The sequence below is a fragment of the Xanthomonas axonopodis pv. maculifoliigardeniae genome (genome assembly GCF_041519315.1).
In the GTDB taxonomy this organism is placed as follows: domain Bacteria; phylum Pseudomonadota; class Gammaproteobacteria; order Xanthomonadales; family Xanthomonadaceae; genus Xanthomonas; species Xanthomonas euvesicatoria.
On sequence record NZ_CP167998.1, the window covers coordinates 1,455,665 to 1,470,514 of the forward strand.

General features: G+C 65.7%; 16 protein-coding genes. 15 read left to right on the forward strand and 1 reads right to left on the reverse strand.

From position 1 onward, the window contains the following. Positions 1–19 precede the first annotated feature (19 nt). The 5 genes from lepB (at position 20) to recO (ending at position 3,749) form a co-directional block, all read left to right on the forward strand. Positions 20–820, forward strand: coding sequence for a signal peptidase I (gene lepB / locus ACDH77_RS06360; protein ID WP_007970507.1), 801 nt, complete (start codon positions 20–22; stop codon positions 818–820). Further along, positions 821–1,228: a DUF4845 domain-containing protein gene (locus ACDH77_RS06365; protein ID WP_016850781.1), complete on the forward strand. Its 408-nt coding sequence runs from the start codon at positions 821–823 to the stop codon at positions 1,226–1,228. Continuing rightward, positions 1,218–1,898: a ribonuclease III gene (rnc, locus tag ACDH77_RS06370; RefSeq protein ID WP_071118742.1), complete on the forward strand. Its 681-nt coding sequence runs from the start codon at positions 1,218–1,220 to the stop codon at positions 1,896–1,898. Before ACDH77_RS06365 ends, rnc begins: the two co-directional genes overlap by 11 nt. Further along, positions 1,895–2,794, forward strand: coding sequence for a GTPase Era (era, locus tag ACDH77_RS06375; RefSeq protein WP_014089686.1), 900 nt, complete (start codon positions 1,895–1,897; stop codon positions 2,792–2,794). Before rnc ends, era begins: the two co-directional genes overlap by 4 nt. 232 nt (positions 2,795–3,026) lie before the next feature. Then, positions 3,027–3,749, forward strand: a complete 723-nt coding sequence (gene recO / locus ACDH77_RS06380; protein WP_008574279.1) for a DNA repair protein RecO — start codon at positions 3,027–3,029, stop codon at positions 3,747–3,749. 400 nt (positions 3,750–4,149) lie between these two features. On the opposite strand, the gene ACDH77_RS06385 is transcribed toward recO, so the two are convergent. Next, positions 4,150–4,872, reverse strand: coding sequence for a response regulator (locus ACDH77_RS06385; protein WP_008574276.1), 723 nt, complete (start codon positions 4,870–4,872; stop codon positions 4,150–4,152). A gap of 158 nt (positions 4,873–5,030) precedes the next feature. Between ACDH77_RS06385 and rlmD the strand changes: the two genes are divergently transcribed. The 10 genes from rlmD (at position 5,031) to ACDH77_RS06435 (ending at position 14,830) form a co-directional block, all read left to right on the forward strand. Next, positions 5,031–6,365: a 23S rRNA (uracil(1939)-C(5))-methyltransferase RlmD gene (gene rlmD, locus ACDH77_RS06390; RefSeq protein WP_008574275.1), complete on the forward strand. Its 1,335-nt coding sequence runs from the start codon at positions 5,031–5,033 to the stop codon at positions 6,363–6,365. Positions 6,366–6,444: 79 nt separating this feature from the next. Next, entirely contained in the window at positions 6,445–6,942 is a 498-nt protein-coding gene (locus ACDH77_RS06395) for a CYTH domain-containing protein (protein ID WP_011346823.1), read from the forward strand. Between the two features lie 220 nt (positions 6,943–7,162). Beyond that, positions 7,163–7,846, forward strand: coding sequence for a DsbA family oxidoreductase (locus tag ACDH77_RS06400; RefSeq protein ID WP_277574943.1), 684 nt, complete (start codon positions 7,163–7,165; stop codon positions 7,844–7,846). A gap of 16 nt (positions 7,847–7,862) precedes the next feature. Then, entirely contained in the window at positions 7,863–8,897 is a 1,035-nt protein-coding gene (locus tag ACDH77_RS06405; RefSeq protein WP_277574944.1) for an NAD(P)/FAD-dependent oxidoreductase, read from the forward strand. A 117-nt stretch (positions 8,898–9,014) separates the two neighbouring features. Continuing rightward, the gene (locus ACDH77_RS06410; protein ID WP_372353772.1) at positions 9,015–10,655 is read left to right on the forward strand and encodes a cryptochrome/photolyase family protein; all 1,641 of its coding nucleotides are present in this window, start codon (positions 9,015–9,017) and stop codon (positions 10,653–10,655) included. A 115-nt stretch (positions 10,656–10,770) separates the two neighbouring features. Beyond that, positions 10,771–11,775 carry a beta-N-acetylhexosaminidase gene (gene nagZ, locus ACDH77_RS06415; protein WP_014089694.1) on the forward strand — a complete coding sequence of 335 codons (1,005 nt, stop codon included), beginning with the start codon at positions 10,771–10,773 and terminating at the stop codon, positions 11,773–11,775. Next, on the forward strand, positions 11,775–12,329 hold the full coding sequence (locus tag ACDH77_RS06420; RefSeq protein WP_003488192.1) for a hypoxanthine-guanine phosphoribosyltransferase: 555 nt from the start codon (positions 11,775–11,777) through the stop codon (positions 12,327–12,329). The genes nagZ and ACDH77_RS06420 overlap by 1 nt, the downstream gene beginning before the upstream one ends. Positions 12,330–12,416: 87 nt before the next feature. Next, complete coding sequence (locus tag ACDH77_RS06425) at positions 12,417–13,169, forward strand: S-methyl-5'-thioinosine phosphorylase (protein ID WP_011346828.1); 753 nt, start codon at positions 12,417–12,419, stop codon at positions 13,167–13,169. 87 nt (positions 13,170–13,256) lie between these two features. Further along, entirely contained in the window at positions 13,257–13,463 is a 207-nt protein-coding gene (locus tag ACDH77_RS06430; RefSeq protein ID WP_003488188.1) for a cold-shock protein, read from the forward strand. A gap of 95 nt (positions 13,464–13,558) precedes the next feature. Then, positions 13,559–14,830: an NAD(P)/FAD-dependent oxidoreductase gene (locus ACDH77_RS06435; protein ID WP_031421793.1), complete on the forward strand. Its 1,272-nt coding sequence runs from the start codon at positions 13,559–13,561 to the stop codon at positions 14,828–14,830. The last annotated feature ends 20 nt before the right edge of the window (positions 14,831–14,850 follow it).

Consider the following 14,850-nt stretch of genomic DNA (forward strand, 5'->3'; position numbering starts at 1 on the left):
CCGTTCCGAAGGAACATCAATGAAATGGTTTGAAATCATCCTGGTTGTCCTGACGCTGGGCAGCGGCTTCATCTGGCTGCTGGACAAGCTGTTTCTGGCCAAGCGCCGTGCGGCGCGTGCCGGGTTGCTGGACAGCGAGCCGGCGATCATCGATTACTCGCGCGCCTTTTTCCCGGTGCTGGCGGTGGTGCTGATCCTGCGCAGCTTCGTGGCCGAGCCGTACAAGATTCCGTCCAGCTCGATGATGCCCAACCTGCTGATCGGCGATTTCATCCTGGTCAACAAGTTCGCCTACGGCTTCCGTCTGCCGATCACCAATACCAAGTTCATTCCCACCGGCGAGCCCAAGCGCGGCGACGTGGTGGTGTTCAAGCCGCCGCACGCGCCGGACCAGAACTGGATCAAGCGCGTGGTTGGCCTGCCGGGCGACAAGATCGGCTTCCACGGCGATACGCTGTACATCAACGACAAGCCGATGCATTACACGGTCAAGGGCGAGTACATCGGCAAGGGCAAGGGCGCCGAGATGACCGGCACCACGCTTCTGGTCGAGGACCTGCCGGGCCGCACGCACACCGTGCTGGAATGGCTGGACCGCAACATGCCGGCCGGGCAGGGCGACTGGACCGTGCCGGCGGACAGCTATTTCGTGATGGGGGATAATCGCGACAACAGCGAGGACAGCCGGTTCTGGACCCAGACGCACTTTCTGCCGGAAGCCAATCTGCGCGGCAAGGCGTTCCTGATCTGGCTCAATTGCGAAGGGTGGTTCTGCAAGGGGAGTTTCGATCCATCGCGGATCGGGACTGGAATCCAGTAAATGCACGCACGGCGTGCCAGGGGAAGCACAATGAAGCGCAAGCAAAGCGGTATGACGTTGACGTCGTTCGTGGTGGTGCTGGCGGTAGTGGGGTTCGGTTTGTACATCGGGATGAAGCTGTTCCCGATGTATCAGGAATATTACGCAGTGCGTACGTCGATGAAGGGCTTGGCAAATGAAGCAGGCACTTCCGACATGGATCCGTCCAAGTTGCAGGACATGTTCTTCAAGCGCCTGTACATCAACTATTCTGAAAATGTCAAAAAGGAAGACGTCAAGTTCGAGCGGATCGAAGGCGGCTGGCGCATGAAGGTCAATTACGAAGTCCGCCGCGAGCTGGTTGGCAATCTGGATGTGGTCGGCAAGTTCGATACGGCACAGGATCTGACGAAGCGCGGTGTCGAATAGAACCTTCCAACGCGGTGATCCGATCGGGCACGCATTCGCCGATCCGGCTCTGCTCGCCCAGGCGCTGCGGCATCGCAGCGCCGGGACGCCGCATAACGAGCGATTGGAATTTCTCGGCGACGGCATCGTCAACCTGCTGATCGCCGAGGCGCTGTATCAACGGTGGCCCAAGGCCGACGAAGGCGCATTGACCCGTGCACGTGCCGAGCTCGTGCGCGAAGGTGCGCTGGCAGTGATCGGACGCACGTTAAACCTCGGCGAGCGCCTCACGCTGGGGCCAGGCGAGCTGAAGTCCGGAGGTCACCGGCGCGATTCGATCCTGGCCGATGCGGTCGAGGCGATCGTCGCAGCCATCTATCTGGACTGCGGTTTCGAGCGTTGCCGTGCAGTGGTGCTGCCGTGGTTCGAAGCGTCGCTGGCGGCATTGCCGGTGGGCAAGGCAGAAAAGGATCCCAAGACCCGGCTGCAGGAGTGGCTGCAGGCACGGCAACTGCCGCTGCCCAGCTACGCGCTGATCAGCGAGAGCGGCGACGAGCATGCCAAGCAGTTCCACGTCGCCTGCATTCTGGAGCAGCCCGTCGCCCGCGCCGAGGGCCAGGGCACTTCGCGTCGCCTCGCAGAGCAACAGGCGGCGACTCTTGTCATCGCACAACTGGATTCAAACACGTGAGCGAAACCTCTTCCCCCCACCGCAGCGGTAGCGTTGCGGTGATCGGCCGGCCCAACGTCGGCAAGTCCACCCTGACCAACGCCCTGGTCGGCGCGAAGGTCAGCATCGTCTCCAACCGGCCGCAGACCACGCGTCATCGGTTGCTGGGCATCGCCACCTTCCCAGAAGGGCAGCTGGTGCTGGTCGACACACCGGGCTTGCACCGCGAGCAGAAGCGCGCAATGAACCGGGTGATGAATCGCGCTGCGCGCGGCTCGCTCGAGGGCGTGGACGCGGCGGTCCTGGTGATTGAAGCCGGCCGCTGGGACGAGGAAGACACGCTGGCGTTCCGCGTGCTCAGCGACGCCGGCGTGCCGGTGGTGCTGGTGGTCAACAAGGTCGACCGGCTCAAGGACAAGACCGCGCTGTTCCCGTTCCTGGCCCAGGTCAGCGAGGGGCGCACCTTCGCCGCCGTGCATCCGGTGTCCGCGCTCAAGCGCAAGGGCCTGGACGCGTTGGTGGGCGACCTGCTCAAGCTGGTGCCCGAAGCCGAGGCGATGTTTGGCGAAGACGAGATCACCGACCGCAGCCAGCGCTTTTTGGCTGGCGAACTGGTGCGGGAACAGCTGATGCGTCAGCTCGGCGAAGAGCTGCCGTACGCCACCACCGTCGAGATCGAGCGCTTCGCCGAAGATGGCGCGCTGCTGCGCATCGGTGCGGTGATCTGGGTCGAGCGCGAAGGCCAGAAGGCCATCGTGATCGGCAAGGGCGGCACCCGTTTGAAAGAAATCGGCGGCAAGGCGCGCCTGCAGATGGAGCGCCTGTTCGGTGCCAAGGTGTTCCTGGAAACCTGGGTGCGCGTGCGCGAAGGCTGGTCGGACGACGAGGCTGCGCTGAAGGCGTTCGGCTACGAATGAGGCCGGGAAGGCCGGGACCCGGGACCCGGGACCAGGGTCCCGGGAAGAGCTGGATCAGGCAGGTGGTCTGCATACTGCGGGGGAGGCGGCTTTTCGCATTTTTCAGATTCGCGTGCTGCGCTGACGGCATTGGCTCGGCCCCCCGTCGCTACCCCGCGCGGCCCTCCGATGGCCGATCCGGTGCTTTTCCCGGGTCCCGGGTCCCGTGTCCCCGGTCCCGGCTCTTCCCCCCATGCTGATCGAGCACGAGCGCGGGTTCGTCTTGCACGTACGGGCCTGGCGCGAGACCAGCCTGCTGGTGGAAGTGCTGACCGAGCAGCACGGGCGGGTGGGACTGCTGGCGCGCGGTGTGCAGGGGCCGCGCAAGCAGGCGCTGCGCGCGGCCTTGCAGCCCTTGCAGCTGATCCAGTTTAGTGCCGTGCAGCGCGGCGAGCTGGCCCAGCTGCGCCAGGCCGAAGCGCTGGACACCGCGCCGCGACTGGTCGGCGACACCATGCTGGCTGGTTTTTATATCAGCGAATTGCTGCTGCGCCTGGCCCCGCGTAACGATCCGGTGCCCGAACTTTATGCCTGTTATGCGCAGGCACGTACTTACCTGGCGTCCGATCTGCCGTTGGCGTGGGGGCTGCGCCGGTTCGAGCGCGACGTGCTGGACGGGCTGGGGTTCGCCTTCGATCTGCAGCATGACAGCGACGGGCAGCCGATCGACCCGGCGGCGCGGTATCGGCTGGATCCGCAGGAGGGCGCCTTGCGCGTGTTGAGCGAACGGCTAGCCCAGGACCGCCGCGAAACCGTCACCGGTGCGGCGCTGCTGGCGCTGGGCGAAGACGTCATGCCGGATGCCGACGACATGCCAGGCCTGCGGCGCAGCATGCGCGGGGTACTGCTGCACCATCTGGGCGGGCGTGGTCTGAAATCCTGGCAAATGCTCGAGGACCTGGCGCGCCGCCGCTAATGGCGCGGAGTGCTGGAGGCCCATGCGTGATAGCGCTGGACAAAAGTCCAGCAGCGACCGGCGATCCCACGAGCCAGCAGCGAATTGAGCGAAGCGGGCGCTCGGAAAACCGGCAGACAGCACCCGTGCCCGTCGGTTTAGAAAGCCCTTCGCCTGCCCTCGACCACGAGCGCCACTCTCGTCACCGACATGGACCGGGCGAGCAGCAACTGCATATGCCCTGCGTCGAGCTGTAGATCATCCAGGCAGTCAAACGCCAGCAACTGGAGCCGGTGCTGCCTGCCATACGCAGCTCGATCGGCAGGACGACGATGCATCGACCGCGGCGGCGAGCCGGAAGCACACCGACGCCGGCGTCTGGCACACCTCCTCTGGCAAGGAGGTGCTGCGCTCGATTCGCTCAATGCAGCAATGCAGCCACCGCCGCGTGGAATTGGGTGCGTGCGGTCCGCGAGTGCGGGTCGCCACGCAGCAGGCGCACTGCGCCGGCAAGCCGCGCCGCGCCGACGAAGCCACAGCTGGCCTGCAACCGATGAAGATGGCTGCGCAGTGCCTGTTCGTCGCTGATCTGCAAGGCCGAATCCACCGCATCCCGGGTGCCCGGCAGCTCGGCCAGGAACAGCTCGCGCAGGGCATTGAGATGATGCTGCTGGCCGTTGAGCGCGCTCAGCGCAGCGGTCTCGTCCCAGTCGCTGGCGGCGATGTCCAGCACGCCCACCGGGGCCACGCTGTAGCGACCGCGTGCCAGGCCGCGCCGCACCGCCTGCAGCAGGCGCTCGGAGGTCAGTGGTTTGACCAGCATTTCCAGGAACCCGTCGGACTGCAGGCTGTGCTGCATCGACATGGTCGCGTCGGCGGTGTGCGCCAGTGCCGGCACGTCCGGGTGCAGCAGGCGCAATGCACGCAGTAGCCCGCTACCGGTGCCATCGGGGAGGTTGACGTCGATCAGCCAGAGGTCGTGGCGACGTTCGCGCGCGCGGTCGAGTGCGGAAGAAAGGGAATCGGCACAGTCGACCGTGGCCGGAAGACTTTCAAGCACAGCCTGCAAGAACCCGCGGCTGATCGGGTCGTCTTCCACCAGCAGTAGGCGTGGGTGGGGTTCCTGGCGTGTGGCCATGTTCATGCTGCCTCCTTGTCAGCGATGCCGCGTCCTGATTTGTCGCGCGCAGCGGAAGTTTGCCTGTGTTTGCGGGGCGCGACAATTGTTGCGCTGACCGGCGCGGCCTCCGTCGGTCGCATCTGCGACAATACGCACCCTTTTTGCCCGCAGCTTGTCGCCACGTGGCCAGAACCAGAAACCGTCTCGACCGTACCCCCTTCCAGACCGCGGTCACCGACCTGAGCCATGACGGCCGCGGGGTCGCCCGCCGCGACGGCGAGGGCGGCAAGGTCACCTTCATCAGCGGCGCCTTGCCGGGCGAGTTGGTGCGCGCCGAACCCACCGCCCGTAGCCGGCATTTCGATGAGGCCAAGACCGTGGAGGTGCTGGAGGCATCGCCGCAGCGGGTCACCCCGCGCTGCCCGCACTTTGGCGTCTGCGCGGGCTGCGTGTTGCAGCATCTGGAGGAGTCGCAGCAGATCGTGGCCAAACAGCGCGTGCTGATGGACAACCTGGAACGTATCGGTCACGTCACTCCGCAAGCCGTGCTGCCTGCGCTGACCGGCGACAACTGGGGGTATCGGCGCAAGGGCAGGTTCTCGGTGCGTCGCGTCGAGAAGAAGGACAAGACCTTGGTCGGCTTTCGTGAGCTGGACCCGCGGTTCGTGGCCGATCTGTCGATCTGCTACACGGTGATTCCGCAGATCGGCGAGAAGATCCCCTTGCTTGCCGCGCTGATCGAAGGCATGGACGGCAAGCGCGACATTCCGCAGATCGAATTCATCGCCGGCGACGATGCGGTGGCCTTGACCATTCGGCATATGCAGCCGCTCAGCGAGCGCGATCGCCAGGCCTGGGTCGCCTTTGCCCAGGAGCACGGCTTTGCGATTTTCCTGCAGCCCGGCGGGGTGGACAGCGTGCATCCGCTGTGGCCGCAGGACGTGCCGCTATCGTTCCGCTTGCCGCAGTGGGAGGTGGAACTGGCGTTCCGGCCGCTGGATTTCATTCAAGTCAACGCGTCGCTCAATCAGAAGATGATCGCCCATGCGGTTGCGCTGCTGGAGGCCAAGCCCGACGACCGCGTGCTGGACCTGTTCTGCGGCCTGGGCAACTTCACCCTGCCGCTGGCGCGCGTGGTGCGTGAGGTGGTGGGGGTGGAAGGCGACGCCGGACTTGTGGCACGGGCCAAAGAGAACGCCCAGCGCAATGGCCTGGACAATGCGCAGTTCCACGCCGCCGACCTGACCCAGGATCAGCGCAGCGCACCCTGGATGCGCCAGGGCTTTGACAAGCTGCTGCTGGACCCGCCGCGCTCCGGCGCCCTGGAAGTGCTGCAGCAGCTGCCGTTGAAAACGTTCGATCGCATCGTCTATGTGAGCTGCCACCCGGGCTCGCTGGCGCGCGACGCCGGCTATCTGGTCAACGAGCAGGGCTTCACGCTGGTTTCGGCAGGCGCGATGGACATGTTCCCGCACACCGCGCACGTGGAAAGCATTGCGGTGTTTGAGAGGCGGTGAATCAGGAGGAGGCAATCGGGAATCGTAACGGCGAACGGCTTATGCTTTTGCCATTCCCGACTCTCGATTCCCGATTCCCATGCCTGTAGAAATCGAACGCAAATTCCTGGTTACCGGCGATGGCTGGCGCGACGCCGCGCATGCGGTGATTCCGATGGCGCAGGGCTATATCAACGACCAGGCGGCGCTGCGCAGTGGCACGCAAAATGCCTCGGTACGGGTGCGGATTCAGGGCGAAAGCGCATTTCTCAATCTAAAATCGCGCGAGGTAGGGCATACGCGGCAGGAGTTCGAATATCCGATTCCACTGGCTGATGCACGCGCATTGCTGGCGCTGTGCGTAGGCGGCCTGATCGACAAACGCCGGCATCTGGTCGCCTACCAGGGACATGTGTGGGAAGTGGACGAATTCCTCGGCGACAACGCCGGCCTGATCGTGGCCGAGATCGAACTCGAACGCTCCGACGAAGCATTCGCCACGCCGGAATGGATTGGGACCGAAGTCACCGACGACGTGCGCTATTACAACCTGGCCCTGGCCTCGCATCCATTCAAGCAGTGGAAAGAGGATTTGTGATGCGGGATCTGGACTCGCAAAGGCGGACACGCAGCCCGGTGCCTTGGAGGCCTGATGCGTGAGGTGGATCGCTGATGCGTAGAACAGATGAGTGCGCGGCGCCAGGCCGCCTTGCAATGCTTGATCATCGCTCCCCGGTTTCGGCACTGGCGAACGCTTTGCGATTGCAGAATCCCGTCTATGCTCTGCCAATCCCAATCCCACAAACGAATCCCAGCTCATGCGCATCGACATCTGGTCCGACGTAGTGTGCCCCTGGTGCTGGATCGGCAAACGCCGTTTCCAGGCCGCCCTTGCGGCACTTGGCCCGCAGGCGCCAGCCTTGGACATTCATTACCACGCGTTCCAGCTTGATCCGGATGCCGGCCTGGAGCCCACGCCATTGCGCGCGGCCCTGGCGTCGAAGTTCGGCGGTACGGCACGCGTCGAACAGATCCTGGCGCAGACCCAGGCCACCGCGCAGGCGGAAGGCTTGCCGCTGGATTTCCGCCGTGGGCAGGTGCAGGTCAGCACGCTGCGTGCGCATCGTTTGATCTGGCTGGCCAGCCACGAGGGCGATGTGGATGCGGTCATGGAAGCGCTGTTCCATGCGCATTTTGCCGAAGGCCAAAACGTGGGCGCGCCCGACACGCTGGTGCGTGCCGGTGAGGCCGGTGGCCTTACGGCGGCGCGTGTGCAGGCGATGCTGGAATCGGACGAAGGCACCGTCGAGGTGCAAGCGCAGCTAGCGCAGGCCGCCGCGTTGGGCATCCGTGCAGTGCCCAGTTTCGTGATCGACGGCCGTGCGCTGATCCAGGGCGCGCAACCGCCGGAAAGTTTTGCGCAGGCGCTGCTGCAATTGGCGGCCGAATCGACGCCAGTCGGCGGGCCCGATGCCTGCGGGCCTGACGGCTGCCCGGTGTGACCCGCATGCCTGCCGCATGCCCCGGCACGTGCGCGATGGCATGACACTGCCCGACCGCGCACAGACGATCGCCGTGATCGGCGCCGGGCTGGCGGGGTTGGCCTGCGCGCAGCAACTGCAGATGGAAGGCCATGCAGTGACGGTGTTCGATCAGGCGCAGACCCCGGGCGGCCGCATGCGCCACTACAGCGCCGAGCAGTGGCAATGCGATCACGGAGCGCAGTATTTCACCGCGCGCGATCCTGCATTTGCAGCGGTCGTGGATGCCTGGATCGATGCGGGTATTGCCGCGCCCTGGCAGGCGCGCATCGCAAGCTGGGACGGCACGCAGTTGCGCCGATCCCAGCACGCGCTGATGCGCTATGTGGGTGTGCCCGAGATGACCGCGCCGGCGCGTACGCTTGCCGCGCAGCTGGATGTGCGTCTGAGTGCCGAGGTGCGCGCGCTGCGGCGCAGCCGGCAGGGATGGCGCCTGTCGGTGTCGCAAGCCGCTGCAGAGCATCTGTTCGATACGGTGTTGCTGGCCGTCCCGGCGCCGAGTGCGGCTGGGTTACTCGCGCAGGCTGCGCCTGCGCTGGCGAGGATTGCCGAGCAGGTGCGCATGCAGCCTGCGTGGGCGGTGATGGCGCACTTCGATGCGCCCATCGATCCGGGCTACGACGCGCTGTTCGTCAACGCCGGCGCGTTACGCTGGGTGGCGCGCAACTCCAGCAAGCCCGCGCGTGCGGGTGCGGAGACCTGGCTGGCGCATGCAACGGCCGAGTGGAGCCAGGCGCAGTGCGATGCCATGCCTGGGCACGTCAGCGCCAGCCTGGTGCCGGAGCTTGCAGCGCTCGGGTTGCCAATGCCGCAGTCCTGCGATGCTTTTTTTTGGAAGGTTGCCAGCAGCGACCCGGCATTGCAGCTTGGCTGCGTCTGGGATGCGCAGCTGGGCTTGGGCATGTGCGGCGACTGGCTGGCCGGCGGCAAGGTGGAGGGCGCATGGCAGAGCGCAATGGCGTTGGCCCGGCGCGTGTCTGCCGGCGATGTGCTGTACAGCGCTGGCCACTGACGCTGTGCCGGGCAGCGCAGAACTAAAGGGCAGTGCGATGCAAGTCCATACCGCGGTCATGGCAGTCGTTGGTGCATGCGTTGCCGGTGATTCGAGTGTTTTTTTCGGGTCCAAGGCATGCCCATGCGCCGCGTCGGCACGGACGCGCCCATGCGCCCCGCATCATCGGGCGTCACTTTGATGCATGATTCCAGCGCACTTGTCGCGCAAACCACCCCACAAACGCCGGCCCATACGCTGCGTTTGGTTCTGGGCGACCAGCTCAATCCGCAACACAGCTGGTTCGCGACGCGCGATGCAGGCGTGGTCTATGTATTGATGGAAGTGCGGCAGGAAACCGACTACGTGCTGCATCACGCGCAGAAGGTCCTGGCGATCTTCGCGGCCATGCGCGCGTTCGCTGCCGGCCTGCGGCGTGCCGGGCATCGGGTGCGCTATGTGACGATCGACAATGCCAGCAACCGGCAGTCGATCCCGCACAACCTCGAGGCGTTGATGGCGCATTACCGCGCCGGCCATCTGGAGTACCAGGCCCCAGACGAATGGCGGCTGGACGAAGCACTACAGCACTGGAGCGCCGCGCAGCCCTTTGCCACGCGCATGCTCGGCAGCGAACATTTTTTGACCGCACGCAGTGAAGTCGCCGGCTGTTTTCGCGCCGGCAGCCCGTGGCGCATGGAAGTGTTTTATCGGCGCATGCGGCGCCAGCATGGCATCCTGCTCGATGCCGCGGGCGAGCCGGAAGGCGGGCGCTGGAACTTCGATCACGACAACCGTGCGCCGTGGCCGGGCGACCCGCCTGCCCCACAGGATTGGCGCACGACCCACGACCACAGCGCGCTGTGGCGCACGATCGAAGCCGCCGGGGTGCGCAGTTTTGGCGCACCGAATGCGCACGCCCTGCCATGGCCGCTGGATCGCGACGAAGCCTTGCAGCATCTGGACGCTTTCATCGCGCATGCATTGCCCAATTTCGGCCGCTACGAAGATGCGATGAGCACGCGTAGCCCGCGCCTGTTCCATTCGCTGCTTTCGTTCGCGCTCAACGTCAAGATGCTGCACCCGCGCGAAGTGATCGCGCGCGCCGAAGCGGCATGGCGGCAAGGGCATGCGCCGTTGGCGGCGGTGGAAGGCTTCATCCGGCAGATTCTGGGCTGGCGCGAGTACGTGCGCGGTGTGTATTGGTCGCAGATGCCCGGCTATGCGGACTCGAATCATCTCGATCAGCATGCAGCGCTGCCACACTGGTTCTGGGACGGGCAGATCGGCATGCGCTGCCTGGCAGATGCGATCGGCAATTCGTTGGCCAATGCGCATGCGCATCACATCCAGCGGCTGATGGTGATCGGTAATTTTGCGCTGCTGGCGGGGCTGGACCCGCAGGCGCTGCATCGCTGGTACCTGGGCGTGTATATCGACGCCTTCGAGTGGGTGGAGCTGCCCAATACGGTGGGCATGAGCCAGTTCGCCGATGGCGGCCTGCTCGGCAGCAAGCCGTATATCAGCGGTGCGGCCTATATCGATCGCATGAGCGATTACTGCGGTGGTTGCCGGTATCAGCGCAAGTTGCGGGTCGGGCCGAACGCCTGCCCGTACAACGCGTTGTACTGGGACTTTCTGCAGCGCCAGCGCCTGCTGTTGGGCGCCAACGAACGCCTGGCGCTGCCGTACCGCCAGCTCGACGGTATGGCCCCCGAAGTGCTGGCACAGGTGCAGGCCCAGGCCGCGCATTGGCGCGCCCACCTCGAGGTGCTGTAAGCCTGCCCGCCGCGCCCGCAGGGCACGCACCTGAATGCGCGATCTGACGCTGCCACGCGCATCTGCGACAATGCCGCGCTGCGCCACCGTGGCGCCTGGCCCGGGAGTCCCCAACATGCTTCTGATCGGCGTTGCCGGTACCGAACTCAGCGCGCAGGAACGCGATTGGCTGCAGCACGATGCGGTTGCCGGCGTGGTGCTGTTCAAGCGCAACTTCGCCTCGCGCACCCAGGTGGCCGAGCTGTCGGCTGCCATTCGCGCCGCCGCGCCGCGCCCGGTGCTGGTCTGCGTGGACCAGGAAGGTGGGCGCGTGCAGCGGTTTCGCGAAGGATTCAGCGCGCTGGCGCCGCTGCAAAGCTTCGGTGCGCAGTACGCGCAAGACCCGGAGTCTGCACTGGCCGCCGCGCGCGCGCATGCGCAGTTGATGGCCAGCGAGGTCCGCGCCAGCGGCGTGGACCTGAGCTTTGCCCCGGTGGTGGACCTGGGGCGCGGCAACCGCGCCATCGGCGATCGCGCCTTCAGCGACGACCCGCAGATCGTGGCCACCTTCACGCGTGCTTATGTGCAGGCGCTGCACGGCGCCGGCATGGCCGCCACGCTCAAGCATTTTCCCGGCCACGGCACCGTGCTGGAAGACACCCATGTCGACCACGCCAGCGACCCGCGGCCGCTGGAGGTGCTGCAGGCCGAAGACCTGGTGCCGTTCGTGGCGGGGATCGAGGCCGGCGCCGACGCCGTGATGATGGCGCACGTGGTCTACCCGCAGGTCGCGCCGGAGCCGGCCGGCTATTCGCAGCGCTGGATCGAGCAGATCCTGCGCGGCCAGATGGGCTTCCGCGGCGTGGTCTTTTCCGACGACATCGGCATGGCTGCCTCGTTCAGTGCCGGCGGTGTGGCGGGCCGGGTGCATGCGCATCTGGATGCCGGCTGCGACGTGGTGCTGGTGTGCCATCCGGAGCTGGTCGCCGAATCGCTGCAGGCCGTGCAGGGCCGCAGCCTCAATACCGCTGCATTGATCGGCCTGATCGGCCGCGGCGCACTAGGCTGGGATGGCCTGCTTGCCGGCACCGACGCCTCATTTACCACTCCTCCTTCTGCCCATTTCGGAACAACTGCCTGATGTCCACGCTCACCATTTCCCAGGCCCTGGCCCAAGCCGATCTGCTGGTCGACCGTCCGGCCATCGATGCCGCCGTTGCCACCATCGCCGATGCGATCGCACGCGACTATGCCGGCGAAGTGCCGGTGTATCTCACCATCATGCACGGTGCGCTGCCGTTCTCCGGCCAGCTGGCGCTGGAGCTGGGCGCACGTGGCCAGGACCTGCAGTTCGATTACCTGCATGCCACCCGTTACCGCGGCGAAACCACCGGCGGCGAACTGGTGTGGAAGCACCGCCCGGCCACCGCATTGTTCGGCCGCCGCGTGATCCTGGTCGACGACATTCTCGACGAGGGTTACACGCTGCAGGGCGTGCGCCAGTGGTGCCTGGAGCAGGGCGCCACCGACGTGCGCGTGGCGGTGTTGACCGTCAAGCGGCACGACCGGTGCGTGCCGGGCGTGACTGCCGACTACGTGGGCGTGGAAGTGCCCGACCGTTACGTATTCGGCTTCGGCATGGACGTCAACGAGCAGTTGCGCGGCATTCCTGCCATCTATGCGATGAAGCAGTAACGCTGCAAATCCATGCCCGCATCGTTGCGGGCAGATCGGCGCGCACGCCTGCGCGCCCCATCATGTCTTTCGCTGCAGAGGTCGGTTGTGTCCGCAAATTCCATCGCATTGGCCGTCATCGGCGGCACTGGTGTCTACAAGCTCGCGCAGCTGGACGATGTGCAGTCGCACGACGTCGAAACGCCCTATGGCGCGCCGTCCGGGCCGATCCGCGTCGGCATGCTGCTCGGCCATCGCGTCGCCTTCCTGGCACGCCATGGCGAAGGCCACTCGCTGCCGCCGCACAAGGTCAATTACCGCGCAAACATCGCTGCATTGCAGCAAATCGGCGCCTCGCGCGTGCTGGCGCTCAACACCGTGGGGGGTATCACCGAACAGTTTGGCCCGCGCGTGTTGGCGTGCCCGGATCAGTTGATCGATTACACCTGGGGCCGCGTGTCCACCTTCTGCGAAGAGCCCGGCAGCGAGGTACAGCATGTGGATTTCGGCCATCCGTATTCGCCGATGTTTCGCAGCAAGGTCATTGCGGCAGCCAAGGTGACCGGCGTCACGCTGGTGGCCGGCGGCTGCTACGGCGCAACGCAGGGACCACGACTGGAAACGGTTGCAGAGATCGCACGCATGCGTCGCGACGGCTGCGATCTGGTGGGCATGACCGGCATGCCCGAAGCGGGCCTGGCGCGCGAAAAAGGCCTGGAATATGCGTGTTTGGCGATCGTGGCCAACTGGGCGGCCGGCTGTGGCGACGCGCTGGAAATCACCATGGCCGAAGTCTTGGCCAACGTCGATGCGGCGTCGTCCGGGCTGCCCGAGCTGATTGGCGAACTTGCACGCGGGTGATTGTCATCGGGGCATAAGCTTTGCATACTCGGCGCGTACGCACCGCCGTACACCACCCATTAATTATTGCAAAGGTCTCGCATCACCATGCCGAACGGTACCGTCAAGTGGTTCAACGACGCCAAGGGATTTGGCTTCATCTCACCGGAGGACGGCAGCGCCGATGTCTTCGCGCACTTCTCCGCGATCAATTCCAAGGGCTTCCGCAGCCTGCAGGAAGGCCAGCGCGTCAGTTATGACGTGACCCAGGGCCCCAAGGGTGCCCAGGCTTCGAACATCACGCCGGTCGAGTAATCTGACTCGATTGTGCGGTTGAAAAACCCCGCCACGGCGGGGTTTTTTTTGCGCCGGTTGTGCGCGGGCAGCAATAGCCAAACAGAGCAGGGACGATGCAACGAGCATTACGTATTGCAGTGGTGGGCTACGGAACCGCGGGGCAGGCATTGGCCGTGCTGCTGGGCGCCGATGGGCATCAGCTGGAGGTATTCGAGCGCGCAGCTGCACCCGGGCCGGTGGGCGCCGGTTTTCTGCTGCAACCCAGCGGGTTGCAGGTGCTCTGGAACATGGGCTTGCTGCCGCAGGCGCTCGCGCATGGCGCGCCGGTGCGCCGCTTGTATGGCGACACGCCGCGCGGGCGCGCGGTGATGGACATGCAGTACCGCGATCTGGATACGCGCCTGATGGGTGTGGGCATGCAGCGCGGCGCGTTGTTTACGCTGCTGCGCGAGGCCTGGCCGCAGCACGCGCAACTGCATGTGGATACGCAGATCACCGCGATCGATCACGCGGGCGTGCGCGTGCAGGATCAACGTGGGCAGTGGCATGGCCCCTTCGATCTGATTATCGCCGCCGATGGCTCGGCTTCCACGTTGCGTGCGCAGGCACAGGGAACGCAGCTGGATCGGGTGTATCCATGGGGGGCGCTGTGGTGCCTGTTGCCGCGCGAAGACTGGCCGTTTGTAGACGAATTGCGCCAGCGCTATATCGGCGCACGCAAGATGATCGGCCTGTTGCCGGTGGGCACGCGCCCGGGCGACGACACGCCGCGGCTGAGTTTTTTCTGGAGCCTGCCGTGCAGCGATTTCGTTGCGTGGGAACAGCGCGGCATTGCCGCCTGGCGCGATGAGGTGGCGCAGATGTGGCCAGAGGCGCATGCGCGGCTTGCCACGGTGCAGGTGCATGGTGCTCTGGCGCGCGCGAGCTATCGCGATGCGGTGGTGTCGCGCTGGCATCGCGGCCGTTTCGTGCTTGCAGGCGATGCCGCGCATGCGATGAGCCCGCAGTTGGGGCAGGGCGTGAACATGGCGCTGCTGGATGCGTTGGCGATGCGCGATGCCTTGCGCGCCAGCGCCGATCTGGACGCTGCCTTGCAGCGCTACCAGCGCGAACGCCAGGCGCACGTGGCGATCTATCACCGCTGGAGCCGCTGGCTGACGCCGCTGTTCCAGTCCGAACGCGATCTGTGGGCACATGGCCGCGACCTGCTGCTACGCCCGATGGGGCGCGTGCCGGGCGGGCGCGGGCACATGCTGCGCGTGCTCAGCGGCACCCAGCATGGCTGGTTCGGCAAGCTGGCGCTGGCGCCGGAATTCGTCGAGGCTTTGGCGCGACCAGTCGCGCGGCTGGCCGACGCTAACGCCGAAGCAGCTGCGCAGTCGTAGCATCGGCCGGTGCGTGCGTC

Bases quoted from the DNA above. Each gene is read 5' to 3' on its own strand.
- lepB (WP_007970507.1), top strand. From the start codon at position 20: ATGAAATGGTTTGAAATCATCCTGGTTGTCCTGACGCTGGGCAGCGGC.
- ACDH77_RS06365 (WP_016850781.1), top strand. From the start codon at position 821: ATGCACGCACGGCGTGCCAGGGGAAGCACAATGAAGCGCAAGCAAAGC.
- recO (WP_008574279.1), top strand. From the start codon at position 3,027: ATGCTGATCGAGCACGAGCGCGGGTTCGTCTTGCACGTACGGGCCTGG.
- ACDH77_RS06385 (WP_008574276.1), bottom strand. From the start codon at position 4,872: ATGAACATGGCCACACGCCAGGAACCCCACCCACGCCTACTGCTGGTG.
- ACDH77_RS06395 (WP_011346823.1), top strand. From the start codon at position 6,445: ATGCCTGTAGAAATCGAACGCAAATTCCTGGTTACCGGCGATGGCTGG.
- ACDH77_RS06400 (WP_277574943.1), top strand. From the start codon at position 7,163: ATGCGCATCGACATCTGGTCCGACGTAGTGTGCCCCTGGTGCTGGATC.
- ACDH77_RS06405 (WP_277574944.1), top strand. From the start codon at position 7,863: ATGCCCCGGCACGTGCGCGATGGCATGACACTGCCCGACCGCGCACAG.
- ACDH77_RS06410 (WP_372353772.1), top strand. From the start codon at position 9,015: ATGCCCATGCGCCGCGTCGGCACGGACGCGCCCATGCGCCCCGCATCA.
- nagZ (WP_014089694.1), top strand. From the start codon at position 10,771: ATGCTTCTGATCGGCGTTGCCGGTACCGAACTCAGCGCGCAGGAACGC.
- ACDH77_RS06420 (WP_003488192.1), top strand. From the start codon at position 11,775: ATGTCCACGCTCACCATTTCCCAGGCCCTGGCCCAAGCCGATCTGCTG.
- ACDH77_RS06430 (WP_003488188.1), top strand. From the start codon at position 13,257: ATGCCGAACGGTACCGTCAAGTGGTTCAACGACGCCAAGGGATTTGGC.
- ACDH77_RS06435 (WP_031421793.1), top strand. From the start codon at position 13,559: ATGCAACGAGCATTACGTATTGCAGTGGTGGGCTACGGAACCGCGGGG.